Below are 15,070 nucleotides of genomic sequence, written 5' to 3'. Positions count from 1 at the left end.
TTCTTTCCCCCATTTTAATAATCTGAATCTCTCTATAGACATAATAAAAAACCAATGGTTAACAGAACGGACTTAACTTACAGTCCATTCTAAAAACCATTGGTCTTTAATTAGAGCTACCTATTGGTGTCTCTTTTAACTCCCAATATTGCCTTTATTTAGTTTCTATCAATAACTTGTCAAAAACCATGACGTGGATCCAAAAGTCCTTGTCTGCTTCAACGTCGAAGGTTTGATGAATACAGCTTGCGCCTAAGAACTCTTCAATATACGGGACTTTATCGGTGGCAAATTGTTTGGCAATCTCCATTCGCGATTCCTTAACCAGATTAACACCGCTGACTGTCGTGGCGATAAACCTTTCTGGTTCTGTTAAAAAGCCTTCACACCTTAGTATCATCATATCATCCCAGATTACAACTTTTGTATGATCTGAACCCTTCCCTATTAACCCCTTTGCATACTTTTCCATATGCAGCTTAAATTCATGCTGCAGCTGTTTTCTTTGCTTATTTGTAAAGGAACCTACATGTAAACCTTTTTCTTGTTGATGGTACTCAATGGCTTTACTTTTTTGAGGATAACTTAAAGCTGCCACACCCTCAATCCCCCTTGTTATCACACTTGGTTTATCGGAAGCGCTTGCTTTATCCAAGAAAAATAGTATAAGGACTTACCCTATTCCTATTATTCTCGTATTTATATTTATAATTATAGCCTAGTTACTATCTTTTTTTAGCGACTAAGGTCACTCCAAATTGCCAACTTGTGGTTACTTTTTGAACCTTCTTACTTTTTTTAATTACAAAAAGGGGCTGTCCAGTAAGCCGAATTTTCGACTTTTGGATGCCCCTTTATCCTAATTAAAGATCTTTAACTGTACCTATTATCAGTAAAACCCAGCCGGCTAAGAAGCAAACCCCACCTATTGGAGTAATAGCCCCTAGAACCCCTACCTTTGTTAAGCTTAAGAGGTATAAGCTGCCGCTGAAAAAGATAATTCCAACCAGCATTAACCAGCCAGACCAAGTAAAGTATGAGCTTGCTGCCACTTTACCCATTAGGATTCCAATCACTAAAAGGGCTGTCGCATGAAACATTTGATACTGAACTCCAGTTTTCCAAATATCCAAGTAATACGGATCTAGCCTATCTTTAAGTCCATGAGCACCGAAGGCTCCGAGTGCGACAGCTAAAAATGCGTTGATCGCACCAATAATAATAAATGTTTTCATGGTTATTTCCCCCTAAAAATCAAATAATGAATCCCCATTTGCTTCGTCTTGCATTTCTAGTTTTTTTGGTTGATTCAGTGATACTGGCTGCTGTTGCTGAAAAGCTGGCTGGGCCATTACAGGCTGCTGGTAAGCAGGTGGCGCGGCTGGCGTTGCAACGTGCAGATTCTGCTTTTCATCTAGGATCAGCTCGCATAATATTTTAATAGAGTATACTTTTTCCCGCAAGTTTTCTTGCTTCGTGCTGTTCTTTGCTAATTTTAATTCGTCTTCTATTTTCGTTAATAATTTTTCAACTGAAATATTCACGATTTTTAAACTCCTCTATTACAATCTCTATATCATCATACCAAATTCGCCAACCAAATTGAAATTCGACATGTTTCACGTGAAACATGTTAAAGTTTGTCATAAAAAAAACCGTATCTATTCGATACGATTTTAATGTTTAGCCTAATATTCTTTGGTAAATGGATTTTGCATGGGTTAAATCTTTTGTTCCATGGATGAGTGCACGGCCATCATTAAAAATGACCATTCGCTCACTGCCCATTTCTACTGATAAAAGATAAGGATTTCCTTTAACGGAATACCCGAGTGTGCCCAGCTGTCCTGCCAGTTTTTCAAGCGATAGTTCACCTTGCGCGGAAGGACGGACTTGGACCGTATCCCTGCCGCATAAAACTGTAGTCTTTGTCATATTTTCCTGATCGAGGTATGGATACGTCCTTTCCTCACCACAGGATAAACAGCCGGAATATTTAGCTTTGCCCATTTTCAAACTGGTATATTGGTTTCGCCATAAATCGAAGCTAACAAATGAAGTTCGCACCGAATCCCAATCCTCGACGAGAATTTTGAGGGCCTCTGCACTCTGATGGGCGATGACCATTTGGACCGCTGGAGAGATTATTCCTCCAGTATCACATGTTAACCCCTGCATCGGAATCGTCCGTAACAAACAGTTTAAGCAGGGAGTTTTCCCTGGAATAATGGAAAAACTCATCCCATAACTGCCTACGCACGCTCCATAAATCCATGGTATCTTGTACTTTTGCGAAATATCATTGATCACCATCCGTGTTTCAAAATTATCGGTGGCATCAATAATAAGATCAACATCTCTGACCAAATCCTCTAGCATGGCTGGAGTGGCATCACCGATAATCGCTTTAATCTCAACGTCTGAGTTAATCGCCCTTAGACGTTTTTCAGCAGCCGCAGCCTTAGGTAGCTTCTCAGCGACATCCTCTTCCGTATAAAGCTGCTGGCGCTGAAGATTGCTAGCCTCAACATAATCGCGGTCAACGATTGTAAGCCTGCCAACGCCTGCCCTTGTTAGGATTTCTCCGTTACCTGAACCAAGTGCCCCGGCCCCAATCATTAACACATGCTTCGACCTGATTTTATCTTGTCCTTCTTTTCCGATTCCTGGAAAGAGGACCTGCCGTGAATATCGTTCGTCCATACTATTAACCTCTTTTCAAAAACGGCTTCAGCCGCCGCTTACTGGCGGGATAAAGGCGATTTCATCACCGTCTTGAATTACTTCGTCGTCCTGAGCAAACTCCTCGTTAACTGCAGTCATAACCGTGTCCAATTTTGGGAGATCATAGCTCAAAGCCAATTCTGCTTTCAAGTCCCCAACGGTTTTCCCCGTTGCATCTACCTTCAAAAATTCTTCGCCGACCGCATCGCGTAAATGAGCAAAAAATAATACTTTATTCATTTAAATCGACCTCCTCCGGTTTGCCACTTGGATAGGCGACGGTTTCGAGCTGATTGCCCATCCACTCTTCGCCATCTTCCCAATGTTCTTTTTTCCAAATAGGAACAATTTCTTTAATTCTCTCAATTGCATAGCGGTTTGCTTCATAGGCATCGTTACGATGAGGGGTAGAAACAGCAATGACCACCGCAATATCGGTGATGTCAAGCCGGCCCACTCGGTGGGTAATCGCTACCTGAGCACCTTCCCAGCGCTCTTCAATCTCTTTGCCAATTTGTTCAAGCTTTTTCACTGCCATTGCTTCATAGGAATCATAGATTAAGAAAAGCGTCTTCTTACCCTTTGTTAATTCACGAACCGTTCCGATAAACGTTGTAATCGCACCAGCATTTCGCTGAACAACCTTATCAATTACGGCTTGGATATCTATCGGTTCTTTCGAAATTTGAAAATTCATGTGTAAGCACCTCTTTTATTCGAAACTCTTTGGCTCGCCATTTTCAACCACTTCATATCCGCCAATCTTCTCAACCCTCTGTTTAAAATCAGTAGAGTTGATGATGTCTAGCATCAATTTGCCGCTTTCGCTTTCATAGAAGCTTCTAGTCATCAATAAATCATACTCTTCATCACTAACAGGGAGAAAATCTAAATCCATCGCCTTTGCCGCTGGATAGATCCCCAGTCCTGCTCCCTGATTATCCCCATTTACTTCCGCAGCTACCGCTAAGTGTGAAAACATTTCGCGGTCATACCCTGTAATGTCTTCAGAAGATATATCCTTTTCCTCTAAAAGCATATCAAAAAGGATTCTAGTACCGGCTCCTTTTTGGCGATTGACAAAGTGGGCTTTTTTCTCAGCAATGTCGACCACTGATTCAATCTCCATTGGATTACCCTTTGGTAAAATCCAGCCTTGCTTTCTTTTTAGAAAAGGATAGAGAACGACATCAATGCCTGCTAATAACTTCTTTACATATGAGATATTATATTGCTTTGTAAGGGGGTCAAGCAAATGAATGCCCGCTACATGGGCCTCTCCTTTTCGAATTGCCATTATACCAGCCATGCTGCCTACATGTGCAGAAACGATTTTCATATCCGCACGAACACGTTTTAACTTTGATGATAAAAGGTCGATCGTCAAATCATGACTGCCGCAAAACATAATCGCATTCTTGATTTCCTCTAGTGGTCGTAAAAGCTCCACCTCGGCAAACTCACCCTGTTCATAGCCAATTATGTTGGCTGGTACGACAAGAAGGCCATCTGCTCTTACATACGACATCGTTACTCCCGCTGCTCTAGTCAACGGATTGGCAACAAACTGTCCATTCACATAGCCGATATTCATTCGTACAAAATCCTCAGCTCCCATACCCGAAACAATTCGGCGGCTGAGCTTGACGGTTACTGTTTGTCGCTTTGGCTCTGGAATTTGCAAATACTTGCAAATTAGCGGGCGGACAAACCACTCTAATGCTAAATAGGCGGAAACCGGATATCCTGGCACACCTACCACCATTTTTCCATTAATTTTCCCTAAAATAACTGGTTTACCTGGTCTGGCTGCAACACCATGGGTAAACACAGTGCCAATTTCACCAATTATATGGACGGTGTAATCCTTTGAGCCTGCAGAAGAACCGGCATTAATCACGATAATATCCGAGGTTTCTGCTGCTTCTAGTAAGACATTCTTAATTTTCTCAGGATCGTCCTTAACGATGGAATGAAGCTTTGGCTCTCCGCCCCAATCCTTCACAAAATTTGCAAATACCGTTCCGTTAAATTCAATAATATTTCCAGATGAAAGCTTGGCGTCTGCCTCAACAAGCTCATTTCCTGTTGGAATAATCGTTACGACTGGCTTCTTAATAACTGGAATATGAAGCTGCTGACCCGCTAAAAGTACGCCTAAATCTGCTGGCCTTAAAATATGTCCCTGTGGGAACAGCATTTCCTCCTGAACAATATCCTCTCCAATAGGACGGATATGCTGCCAAGGTGTCGCCGGCTCAATAATTTCAATCGTTTCCTCATCGATTACATCGACATGTTCAATCATGATCACGGCATTATAGGGAGCAGGGATCGCATTTCCCGTATCGACAATCGAAAAATCTTTACCCAGCTTCAGCTGCAGTGGACTTTGCTCATGTGCGGAGTATGTTTTTTCAGCGATAACCGCAATCCCGTCCATGGCGGATGCATGGTAATGAGGCGTCGAAACATTGGCAAAAATCGGCTCTGCTGTAACACGTCCTAGTGCATCATTTATCGAGATTATTTCCTTTTCAAGGGGCAGCTCAAAGTTCTCGAGAATCTCTCGCTTCGCTTCCGATCGGGGTTTGTCCTCTAAATATATTTTCCTTTTATAACGTTTTTGGTCCATTTATTTGTTCCCCCTCATCGTGTTGCAATCACAGGTACATAGTCTCCCTGTGAAATACCCTCTTTTTCTGAAGTAATCTCAACAATTCCATCACTTTTCACTAGTGTCATAATTAAACCTGATTTTCCGATGATAGGCTCTGCCCACCATTCTCCTTCTTTCTCAACCAAACGGACACGAATATAATCGGACCGTCCCGGTGAAGAAGGGATATTTTTCGTAATTCGGGCAAAAACTCGATCTGGTTTCTTATCAATTTTTTCGCCTGACAATTTTTTTAGAATTTTTCCGCCAAAAAGCATGAAAATAATCATGGCTGATGCGGGATGTCCTGGCAGGCCAATGACAGGTTTGCCATTTGCCATCGCAAGGATTGTTGGTTTACCCGGTTTAATAGAGATGCCATGAACAAAAACGCCAGGTGAACCTAGGGACTCAATCACATCTGTTGTGTAGTCCTTTGCACCAACAGAGCTTCCTCCAGAAAGAATTAAGCAGTCCACTTCATCATATAACTGCTGTGCTTTTTGCTGAAACTCTTGGAAGTCATCTTTCACAATCCCCCCGTAGACAACCTCGATATTCCATTGCTTCGCAAGGCTGGAGATGGTCAGAAAGTTTATATCACGGATTTGCCCTTCTGAAAGTTTTTCAGTTTGATATGGAACAATCTCATCACCAGAAGATAGGTACCCAACTTTAAGCTTGCGATATACCGTTACCCGACTAATACCTAGAGCCGCAATTGCGCCTAACTCCTGAGGTCTGAGCCTCGTTCCTTTTGGAAGAAGAATTTCTCCTTCACGGATATCCTCTCCTGCACGAATAATATTTTCACTAGGAGCAACGGACTTATAGGTGTTTAACAGACCATCATGATCTTCACAATGTTCAATCATCAGCACACTGTCACTGCCCGGTGGAATCATTCCGCCTGTCGGGACATAAATGGCTTCTCCTTGGCCTACAGGAATAGCAGCTGACTCACCCATCTTTACCTCTCCAACTACCGTTAAAAAACCAGGCATCGAATCGGATGAACCATAAGTATCCTTTGCTTTAACCGCATAGCCATCAACCGTTGAGCGGTCAAAGCCTGGAACATTTTCTTGGGCAGTGACGGACGCCGCAAGGACATAATCAAGAGCTTCTTCTAATGAACGTTCTTCCATATCTTTTATCGCTGGAATCTTTTCTTCTATCATGGCAAAGGTCTCTTCGACTGTTTTTACTTTGAAAAATTGCACGGTGCGTAACATCCTTCCTGCTTAATCAGCTTTTACCCACTTTTTTGCATCCTCATACTCATGTGGATGATTCATATTGAAAAAGACACGCTCTATATCTATGTTACTATAAACTTGCAAATCTTTTTCAGATAAATATAGGACGTTTAAATGATCAAGCAGATGTTTTATTGGAAGACGTCCATTTTCAATACATTCTTCAATTTTCGTAACGATTTTCTTTTGGAAAACACCACATAAGGTTTGCTTTTTTCCATTTATAACGGGTATTAAGGCATCATAATGTTCAATCTTTTCGACAAGGGTCGCCGCAAGTTCTCCAGAAACAAAAGGCATATCACAGGCTACAATAAAGTTCACATCATAGTTCGAGGCTTTTAACCCCGCATGGAAGCCAGCCAGCGGCCCCATTCCTTGATAGTGATCGGGCACCATTTTCACGCCTAAAAACTGATAGGCATCCGTTTCATTGGTAACGAGAATGATGTCATCAAAATATACCTTAAGAGTATCAACCATTCTTTCTACTGTTGTTTTCTCATTTAGTTTTAAGAGGGCTTTGTTGGTGCCCATTCTACTTGATTTTCCACCTGATAAAATAATAGCCGCAGCTTTCATGAAAAAAACACCTACTTAATTTGTTTGTTTGGGTTCGCCCACTGCCTGGTAGCCTTGTTCTTGGGCTACAAAATCTAGATGAATGGTATTTAAATCCAGCATCGCGGCAGACGGCTTGCTAAGATATTGTCTTGTATCTAACACTTTAATATAGCCCGTACACTTTTCGCAAACTTGTATTTGTGAGGAAGCATCGCCTTCAATCGTCAAGTTCTGAATGGTATTGTGATCATCATTACCACAGTGTGCACATTCAACTCGTTTGGCATTCCAATGAGCGAGACAACGAGGACACGTCATTACTTTTTTTCCTTCATCTTCAAGAACGGCCAGTCTTGCAGGTTCTCCACATACTGGACAGCCTGCTCCAGGAACAGCATGAGAAATTTCGTGCTGAATCTTTTCTGCTGTTAACTGTAAGTAAGGTCGTAGAGCTGTTTCTGCAAGAAATTGCGGGATCCACTCTTCTAAGCCATTTTCCTTAGCAAAGTCTGTAAAATAAACACTGTTAAAAGAAAAAGCCTCGTCAATCCAGCGAATGACTGTTTCCTCGTTTAATAGATTTAAAACACCAGCAAGCTTTGTTTCATGTTCAGGGTTGTTTTTGATTAAAAGTGCATTTATTTCCTCTATCCACTGTAGGAATAGTGGAATTTCGAAATTAATAGACGTTAATGCCGCTGCAGGCACTCCTGCTGACATTGCCGCTTTATCTAGTTTAGGAATAATGGATTCTGGATTAATACTCTCTTTCCAATTCGCTTGAAGGGCGATAATATCCTTCTGTAACTTCTGATATTCTTTTGAAACAACGGATTTTTTCATCGTTGTGCACCTCTTTTATTTTTTTGCTGCTACCTATCATTCCTATTTTCCTTTAAATAAAGGCTGTCCTGCAAGAGACAGCCTTTATTAATATAAAGTTTTTCAAGAAATGTCTAATGTCTAGCTACAGCGCCTAGCCCCTCGAGGTCACTTCGGTCCTGTGGATGAAGTCAAAGAGCGACTTCACCCACAGGACCTCCAGCGCTTGTCGAGGCTGACCAAGGCGCTTCCGCTTTTCGGTATTAAGCGCCTTTTTTCTTCTTTTTGTCTGGACTAGTTGGTTTTTTTGGATTGCCATCTTTATCAATTTCAGGGAAGTTGCCTTTTGCAACTTCTTCGTCATACCAGTCTGGATAGTGTTCTTGTGCCCACCAAGCAGGTACTTCACCTGTGATAACTCCAGAATATCCTGGTTTAGAGTTTTTGTGAATAACAGATAGGTATACGTGTCCTACGACTACCGCAATAGCTAGGCCGAAACCAACGTTGTGCAATAAATATCCCCACTGGACAACCGCTCTTGGGAAATATTCAGAGAACCACATTGGGATACCTGAACCAATAATCAAGAGTGCAGTGAAAATTTGAATGATCGAGTTAATCTTTTCACCCGCGTTAAAGAATGTTTGTCTAACGTGCTTGAAATTGAAACCGAAAAGCTCTTTAACAAATTCGGTAAAGAATTCAAGGTCGCGTTTTTTCCAGGTAACAAGCTCTTTCATCCATAGCTTGAAGCCTTTCCAGTCAAAGATGACCCAGATAAAAGTTGGTAATACAAATGTTACTGCGAAAATTCTGTGCAGAAGACGTGCACCCTCTGGTCCGCCAAGAACTGGATATAACCAGTCAAAAAACTCAGTATACATTGGTAAAGCTGTGATATAAAGAGCTAGGAATGAAATCGCATTAACGCCATGCGCCCAAACAAACGCCTTCGAAAAACGTCTTACCTTCACATTCGACTTTTGAGGTTTACTCATGGTGTTCACCTCCGTCCTCGTTTTTACCATTCTTCTTACTCATAAGCGTGTTAGTAATGAAGGCACCGACAACTGCCATCGTCGTTGCACCAATCATCATTTTACCAATTGGCTGTGCATAATCCTTCCAAACAACTGCAGATGTTGGAACTTTAGGATTTTCAGGTAAGCCGTAAACTGATGGTTTTTCAGCAAGTACATAAACTGTATGTGTACCGCCAACACCTTGTGGGTTATAAACCATTGCGTTCGGATAACGGTCTTTAATTTGGCTAACACGTTCTTCTGCTTTCTTAATCATCGCAGCTTTGTCACCGAACTCCATTGCACCTGTATGACAAGTTGTTACACAGGCAGGCTGCAAGCCTTCTTCCAAACGATCTGTACACATTGTACATTTGTTTGCCTTACGATATTTATCGCCATTTTTATCAATGTATTCCTTAAGAGAAATAACTTCAAATGGACAGTTATTTACACAATATCCACAGCCGACACATTTTTCATGGTCAATCACAACTGTACCAAATTCAGTGTAGCTGATGGCATTTTCTGGACAAACCTTTTCACAGGCAGCGTCTGTACAGTGGAAGCATGCAGAGTGGCGGAAAAGATAGTCAAGATCGCCTTTTGAGTTTTCGTGCTCAATATATTGCAATACATTCCACGTATCAGCCGTTGTTTTTGTGTGAGACTGGGCGCTTCCTAAGAAGTCCTGTGGTTCAGCCGGAAGGTCATTCCAGTTTTTACAGGCAACCATACAGGCGCGACAGCCGTCACACTTGGTCACATCAACAAATTTTACATATTCAGTGGCCATTAGTCAGCCCTCCTTACATCACAGAGGAATGCCTTATATTCAGGAATGGTTGTATTCGCATCCCCGATATGAGGTGTCAGACGATTTGCTGTCTCCCCAGTTGCAATACCTTTATAGCCGAAATGCCATGGCATCCCGATTTGATGAACATTTTTGCCATCAATTTTATGTGGCTTAAAGCGTTTTGTTACCATTGCAAAAGCTTTTACCTCACCGCGTGCTGAGCTGACAATGATTTTATCTTTATTTTTAATACCTTTTTCTTTTGCTAACTCTTCACTTATTTCCACATACATATGAGGAACTAGCTCTGATAACCATGCTTGGTTACGAGTCATCGAACCAGACTGCCAGTGCTCACTTACTCGGTAAGTGGTTGCAACAATTGGATAGTCTGCTTTAAAGCCTCGCTTATTGAAGTCACCCTCAATTACTACAGCGGCAGGGTTTAATTCTTGACTTGAAAAAGGATTTGGCATTGGACTTTCAAATGGTTCGTAATGTTCAGGGAACGGACCATCATTCAATGTTGGTGCATATAGTAATCCTACTCCATCTTTGTTCATGATAAATGGATCGGTTCCTGTTGGGTCAGTAGGAGCTTTGGCTGGTACAAAATCTGGTACGTCATGTCCAACCCATTTCTTTTGGGTATCATCCCACCAGATAACAGCCTTATCCTTGCTCCATGGCTTACCGCTTGGATCTGCTGAAGCACGGTTATAGATAATACGGCGGTTTGCTGGCCATGAGAATGCCCAATTAAGGTAATTGCTCATGCCTGTATCTTTATTGTCACGGTTTTTAGAACGGTTCTTTCCTTCTTCAGGATAGAAGCCTGAATAAATCCAGTTACCAGAACATGTTGATCCGTCATCTTTAAGAGCACCAAATCCAGCTACCTGTTTACCAGTATTCACGTCATAACCGTTGATTTCCTTACAAACTAGGTCGATATCTGGATGGTGACCTTCACCATAGTTCCAGTAAAGAGCATTGATTGGAGCAGCTGCAGGACCAGCTTCATTTTTATAAAGGCCCTTAATTCTGGTTGCAAGCTCATGGATGATTTCTATATCTGGCTTTGATTCACCTAATGGTTTAATTGCCTGCCAGCGGTACTGCATCCAACGGCCGCTGTTCGAGATACTGCCTTCTTTTTCATAAGAAGAACATGCTGGTAAGAAGAATACTTCAGTATTAATCTTAGCTGGTTTGCTGCCAGCTGATTCTTGCCAGAATGCAGATGTTTCTGTTTCCCAAAGATCAACCGCTACTAACCACTTTAGATTGCTAAGAGATTCTTTTTCTTTTCCAGCATTCGGACCGCCTACTACTGGATTTGTTCCGAAAAGAAAAGCTCCTTCTATGGTGCCTTCATACATAGCCTTAAACAAGTTAATATGTGAGTAGTTTTTATTGCCTTTTGGCAGGTATTGATAACCAAATTCATTGTCTACCGTTGCATTCGGTCCATACCAAGCTTTTAAAAGACTGGCAACAAATTTTGGTTTGTTACTTTGATAGCCTGTTTTCGGTGTTTCCTTTGCATTATAGCCCTCAAGTGTAGCATGCTCTGGAATTGCTTTAGGTGCTGTTAAGTAGCCCGGAATTGTATCATACAATAAAGCGAAGTCCGTTGATCCTTGTACATTGGACTCGCCGCGCATTGCGTTAATTCCTCCGCCAGGAAGTCCGATATTTCCAAGCAGCATCTGAATGATTGCGAAAGCACGAACGTTTTGGGTTCCAACCGTATGCTGTGTTGTTCCCATAGCATACATAATGGTTCCAGATTTACCAACCTGACCAGTTGCACAGAACGTTTCATAAACCTTTAATAAGTCTTCTTTTGACGTTCCAGTTACTTTTGAAACGGTATCAACATCATAACGTGAGTAATGCTTTTTCATTAATTGGAAAACAGAACGTGGATGCTCTAAAGTTACATCCTTTACTGGAGTTCCATCTTCATTTGTTTCCCATGCCCACTTTGTTTTATCATAGGCACGTTTAGATTCGTCATAGCCTGAGAATAGACCATCTTCGAAGGTAAAGCTTTCTTTTACGATAAAGCTTGCGTTTGTATATACAGCAACATACTCTTTGTGGATAAGATTATTATCAAGGGCATGTTTTATCATCCCGCCCATAAACGGAATATCCGTTCCAGAACGAAGTGGTGCATAAACATCTGCCATTGAAGACGTTCTTGTGAAACGTGGGTCAACAGAAATAATTTTTCCGCCTTTATCCTTTGCTTTTGTTAACCATCTAAAGCTAATTGGATGGTTCTCAGCAGGATTTGCACCCATAATCAATGCACAATCAGTATACTGCAGATCATTCCAATGGTTAGTCATTGCTCCACGACCAAATGAAGGTGCCAGACCGGCAACCGTAGAACTATGTCATATTCGTGCCTGATGCTCTAAATAGGTAACACCAAGCCCTCTCATCATTTTTGCGAGCAGGTAACACTCTTCATTATCAAGAGCAGCTCCGCCAAGACTGGCAATCGCCTCGGTCTTATTTACTGTTAAGCCATTTTCTGTTGCTACAAATGTTTTATCACGTGTTTCCTTTGCGCGCTTGGCAATGGTTTCATACATCCATTCCCAGTCTTTCTCTACCCATTTATCACTGCCTGGTGCACGATAAAGCGGTTTCTTAATCCGTTTTTCAGAAGTATATAATTGCCTAATTGTTGTTCCTTTACTACATAGCTTACCTTCGTTAATTGGGTTATCCGGATCCCCTTCCGTATAAACCACAGTGTTGTCCTTTGTATGGACTAAAATTCCACAACCTACGCCGCAAAAGCAGCAAATGGTTGGTGTTACAGTTGATTTAGCTATCTTAAATTCTTTTGTGCTGGCATAAGCTTTTTTCTCATCAAAGCCTAGTTCAACAACAGCTAACGTCACAGCAGTAGCACCAGACAACTTCAAGAATTGCCGGCGGTTTAAGTTAATTTCAACCATTTTTCTATCTCCTTCCCATAAATGAATAGATTATCCCTTTTTTTATCTAGTCTAGACTTGTTTGCGTTTACTCCCCCCTTCAATGCATCTCTACAGCGGGTTCTTGCACTACATCATTTTGGACTCTGCCTGTTGAGGTATAAATATTAGCCATCTTCCCTCGTAAATAGCCAATAACCTCTATGTTTAAATATTTTGCTAGTTGAACAGCTTGCTTGGTTGCTGCTGTTCGCGAACCAATAACAGGAAAGCCAAATTTCGCTGCTTTGGAAAGCATTTCATATGAAACCCTTCCGGTTGTTAATAGCGTCAACCGTTCAGGCTGCAACCCACTTCTTAGTGTGTGGCCAATGATCTTATCGACTGCATTGTGCCGCCCAATGTCTTCACGGACGGTGATATTACCCGCTTCATCGACGATGCAGGCTCCATGCATTCCGCCAGTTTCCAAGTAAAACGGTGAATTTCGAGCAAATTCACTCTGTTTTTTCAATAAATAACTCAATTTATAACTATTTTCAGAAGCTACCTTTTGAAAGTTCTTCACGTCTGTCATCGAGAAAAATGTGACCCCACGACCACAGCCTGCTGTATAGTGCTTCTTCTTTGTAAATAACTGTTCTTCATTAAAACCATTCAGAAGTGAAACGTGGATACTGCCCATTTCTTCATTTATACTAATGGATTCAATTTCACTCGCTTCCTGAATAAATCCTTCTGAAAACAAATAACCATAGGCCCAATCCTCTAAATCACTTTTCGTTAGTTGAAATACTGCAATTTCATAACCATTTAAGATCAGGGTAATGGGATATTCATCAGGACACCCTTTTTGGTACATTGTTTTCCCTCCTTTCAGGAATTAACCTTCTTAGCGTTTCAATTGTAATAATGTTCCTTTGCCTTCTCAGCGACATTTGTCACATCCAACCGCAATAAACTATGCTTCTTAAATTTATAATAAATAAAAGCGCTTTACTTATGAGTGTTTGACAAACATCAGACGTTTTTGTGTCGAATTATCGAACTTTTTCTTTTTTTATCGATATTAACACTATTAAAAGATTGTTAAATTAACATTTGTAAGCGTTTTCTCGAAGAAACTGTTTCTATAGTACTATCTTACGATGAGTCTTTTTTCACGGAAGTAAGATTTATCACATTTAACTATCTATATAGTGTAAAAACCGTCAATTGTCACTTTTCCGTCAAAAAGAAGGGTTTTTTAAATTTTTTACTATATTTTCAAGTTTGTTTTATAATAGGAATAGTTGTTTTTTCACCAACTAGGTTTTTAGGAGGGTATACATATGACAATCAAAAAGGTTATGACAATCGCAGGTTCGGATACAAGCGGGGGCGCTGGAATCCAAGCAGATTTAAAAACATTCCAAGAACTCGGCGTCTACGGGATGACTGCGCTGACTACAATCGTTACGATGGATCCAAAGGATTGGCACCACAGCGTGTTTCCAATTTCTGTTGAGACACTAAAGCCGCAAATTGATACCATCCTGTCTGTCGGAATCGATGCAATGAAAACAGGAATGCTCGGTACGGTTGAAATTATTGAGTTAGTGGCTAAGGTTATTGATGAGAATAAATTAGAGCGGGTGGTTATCGACCCTGTTATGGTTTGCAAGGGTGAGGATGAGGTATTAAATCCTGAGACTGTAGATGCGATGCGCGAACTACTATTACCGCGTGCCTTAGTTGTGACCCCTAACCTATTTGAAGCAGGTCAATTAGCTCAAACCGGCCCGGTTAAAACATTAGAGCAAATGAAGGAAGCAGCTGTTAAAATTCACGATTTAGGCGCTAAAAATGTTGTCATTAAAGGTGGCAGCAAGCTTTTAACAGAGGAAAAATCCATTGACCTTCTGTATGACGGTAAAAACTTTACAATTTTTGAATCGGATAAAATTGAAACGAACTTCACCCATGGCGCAGGCTGTACCTTCTCATCCGCGATCACAGCCGAGCTAGCAAAAGGTAGTTCCGTTGTGGAAGCTGTCGAAGTTGCAAAAGACTTTATTTCAGCTGCTATCAGCCAAGGCTTCCGTTTAAACGAATTTGTCGGACCTACATGGCACGGCGCCTACCGCAGAACCAAAACAGAATACTGCATAGATTGTTAAAAAGAAAAGCGGAAGCGCCCTCGGACCAAGCCAAAGTGCAGCTTGGCCCTGCGATGATTATTCTAGGTAGCTTTCCTTAGTGGTCAGCGGCGTATGGCC

15 protein-coding genes are annotated in these 15,070 nt (G+C 41.3%); 1 reads left to right on the top strand and 14 read right to left on the bottom strand.

What is annotated here, in order from left to right; all coding sequences use genetic code 11:
- Positions 1-154: 154 nt before the first annotated feature.
- The 14 genes from V7124_RS01485 to fdhD form a co-directional block, all read right to left on the bottom strand.
- The gene (locus V7124_RS01485; RefSeq protein WP_335485227.1) at positions 155-655 is read right to left on the bottom strand and encodes a DUF2294 domain-containing protein; all 501 of its coding nucleotides are present in this window, start codon (positions 653-655) and stop codon (positions 155-157) included.
- A gap of 208 nt (positions 656-863) precedes the next feature.
- On the bottom strand, positions 864-1,235 hold the full coding sequence (locus tag V7124_RS01480; protein ID WP_335415179.1) for a DUF423 domain-containing protein: 372 nt from the start codon (positions 1,233-1,235) through the stop codon (positions 864-866).
- A 12-nt stretch (positions 1,236-1,247) separates the two neighbouring features.
- On the bottom strand, positions 1,248-1,544 hold the full coding sequence (locus V7124_RS01475) for a YwdI family protein (RefSeq protein WP_335485224.1): 297 nt from the start codon (positions 1,542-1,544) through the stop codon (positions 1,248-1,250).
- A 139-nt stretch (positions 1,545-1,683) separates the two neighbouring features.
- The gene (locus V7124_RS01470; RefSeq protein ID WP_335485222.1) at positions 1,684-2,703 is read right to left on the bottom strand and encodes a thiazole biosynthesis adenylyltransferase ThiF; all 1,020 of its coding nucleotides are present in this window, start codon (positions 2,701-2,703) and stop codon (positions 1,684-1,686) included.
- 27 nt (positions 2,704-2,730) lie between these two features.
- Positions 2,731-2,964 (bottom strand): molybdopterin converting factor subunit 1, encoded by a 234-nt coding sequence (gene moaD, locus V7124_RS01465; protein WP_335415171.1) that lies wholly within the window; start codon positions 2,962-2,964, stop codon positions 2,731-2,733.
- A complete protein-coding gene (locus V7124_RS01460; RefSeq protein ID WP_335485219.1) occupies positions 2,957-3,421 on the bottom strand; it encodes a molybdenum cofactor biosynthesis protein MoaE in 465 nt (154 codons plus the stop codon). The genes moaD and V7124_RS01460 overlap by 8 nt, the downstream gene beginning before the upstream one ends.
- 15 nt (positions 3,422-3,436) lie before the next feature.
- Positions 3,437-5,359, bottom strand: a complete 1,923-nt coding sequence (locus V7124_RS01455; protein WP_335485216.1) for a molybdopterin biosynthesis protein — start codon at positions 5,357-5,359, stop codon at positions 3,437-3,439.
- 14 nt (positions 5,360-5,373) lie between these two features.
- Positions 5,374-6,606 carry a molybdopterin molybdotransferase MoeA gene (locus V7124_RS01450; RefSeq protein WP_335485213.1) on the bottom strand — a complete coding sequence of 411 codons (1,233 nt, stop codon included), beginning with the start codon at positions 6,604-6,606 and terminating at the stop codon, positions 5,374-5,376.
- A 21-nt stretch (positions 6,607-6,627) separates the two neighbouring features.
- Positions 6,628-7,224: a molybdenum cofactor guanylyltransferase gene (gene mobA / locus V7124_RS01445; protein WP_335485210.1), complete on the bottom strand. Its 597-nt coding sequence runs from the start codon at positions 7,222-7,224 to the stop codon at positions 6,628-6,630.
- A gap of 15 nt (positions 7,225-7,239) precedes the next feature.
- Positions 7,240-8,049 carry a formate dehydrogenase accessory protein FdhE gene (locus V7124_RS01440; RefSeq protein ID WP_335485208.1) on the bottom strand — a complete coding sequence of 270 codons (810 nt, stop codon included), beginning with the start codon at positions 8,047-8,049 and terminating at the stop codon, positions 7,240-7,242.
- A 242-nt stretch (positions 8,050-8,291) separates the two neighbouring features.
- The gene (locus V7124_RS01435) at positions 8,292-9,029 is read right to left on the bottom strand and encodes a formate dehydrogenase subunit gamma (RefSeq protein WP_335485204.1); all 738 of its coding nucleotides are present in this window, start codon (positions 9,027-9,029) and stop codon (positions 8,292-8,294) included.
- Positions 9,022-9,849, bottom strand: a complete 828-nt coding sequence (locus V7124_RS01430) for a 4Fe-4S dicluster domain-containing protein (RefSeq protein ID WP_335415152.1) — start codon at positions 9,847-9,849, stop codon at positions 9,022-9,024. The genes V7124_RS01435 and V7124_RS01430 overlap by 8 nt, the downstream gene beginning before the upstream one ends.
- Entirely contained in the window at positions 9,849-12,824 is a 2,976-nt protein-coding gene (gene fdnG, locus V7124_RS01425; RefSeq protein WP_335485391.1) for a formate dehydrogenase-N subunit alpha, read from the bottom strand. Before fdnG ends, V7124_RS01430 begins: the two co-directional genes overlap by 1 nt.
- An 88-nt stretch (positions 12,825-12,912) precedes the next feature.
- A complete protein-coding gene (gene fdhD, locus V7124_RS01420; RefSeq protein WP_335415149.1) occupies positions 12,913-13,674 on the bottom strand; it encodes a formate dehydrogenase accessory sulfurtransferase FdhD in 762 nt (253 codons plus the stop codon).
- A 469-nt stretch (positions 13,675-14,143) separates the two neighbouring features.
- Between fdhD and pdxK the strand changes: the two genes are divergently transcribed.
- Positions 14,144-14,971, top strand: coding sequence for a pyridoxine/pyridoxal/pyridoxamine kinase (gene pdxK / locus V7124_RS01415; protein ID WP_335415146.1), 828 nt, complete (start codon positions 14,144-14,146; stop codon positions 14,969-14,971).
- The last annotated feature ends 99 nt before the right edge of the window (positions 14,972-15,070 follow it).

Origin of the sequence: Neobacillus niacini (assembly GCF_036961885.1) — a bacterium.
GTDB lineage: Bacteria > Bacillota > Bacilli > Bacillales > Cytobacillaceae > Neobacillus > Neobacillus niacini_H.
The sequence above is the reverse complement of the archived record's forward strand: the minus strand, read 5'-3'. Positions and strand labels throughout refer to the sequence as shown.

What these genes read in the sequence shown, in the direction of transcription:
- V7124_RS01470 (WP_335485222.1), bottom strand. Translation starts at nt 2,703, where the DNA reads ATGGACGAACGATATTCACGGCAGGTCCTCTTTCCAGGAATCGGAAAA.
- V7124_RS01455 (WP_335485216.1), bottom strand. Translation starts at nt 5,359, where the DNA reads ATGGACCAAAAACGTTATAAAAGGAAAATATATTTAGAGGACAAACCC.
- V7124_RS01480 (WP_335415179.1), bottom strand. Translation starts at nt 1,235, where the DNA reads ATGAAAACATTTATTATTATTGGTGCGATCAACGCATTTTTAGCTGTC.
- V7124_RS01430 (WP_335415152.1), bottom strand. Translation starts at nt 9,849, where the DNA reads ATGGCCACTGAATATGTAAAATTTGTTGATGTGACCAAGTGTGACGGC.
- mobA (WP_335485210.1), bottom strand. Translation starts at nt 7,224, where the DNA reads ATGAAAGCTGCGGCTATTATTTTATCAGGTGGAAAATCAAGTAGAATG.
- moaD (WP_335415171.1), bottom strand. Translation starts at nt 2,964, where the DNA reads ATGAATAAAGTATTATTTTTTGCTCATTTACGCGATGCGGTCGGCGAA.
- V7124_RS01440 (WP_335485208.1), bottom strand. Translation starts at nt 8,049, where the DNA reads ATGAAAAAATCCGTTGTTTCAAAAGAATATCAGAAGTTACAGAAGGAT.
- V7124_RS01460 (WP_335485219.1), bottom strand. Translation starts at nt 3,421, where the DNA reads ATGAATTTTCAAATTTCGAAAGAACCGATAGATATCCAAGCCGTAATT.
- V7124_RS01435 (WP_335485204.1), bottom strand. Translation starts at nt 9,029, where the DNA reads ATGAGTAAACCTCAAAAGTCGAATGTGAAGGTAAGACGTTTTTCGAAG.
- pdxK (WP_335415146.1), top strand. Translation starts at nt 14,144, where the DNA reads ATGACAATCAAAAAGGTTATGACAATCGCAGGTTCGGATACAAGCGGG.
- fdhD (WP_335415149.1), bottom strand. Translation starts at nt 13,674, where the DNA reads ATGTACCAAAAAGGGTGTCCTGATGAATATCCCATTACCCTGATCTTA.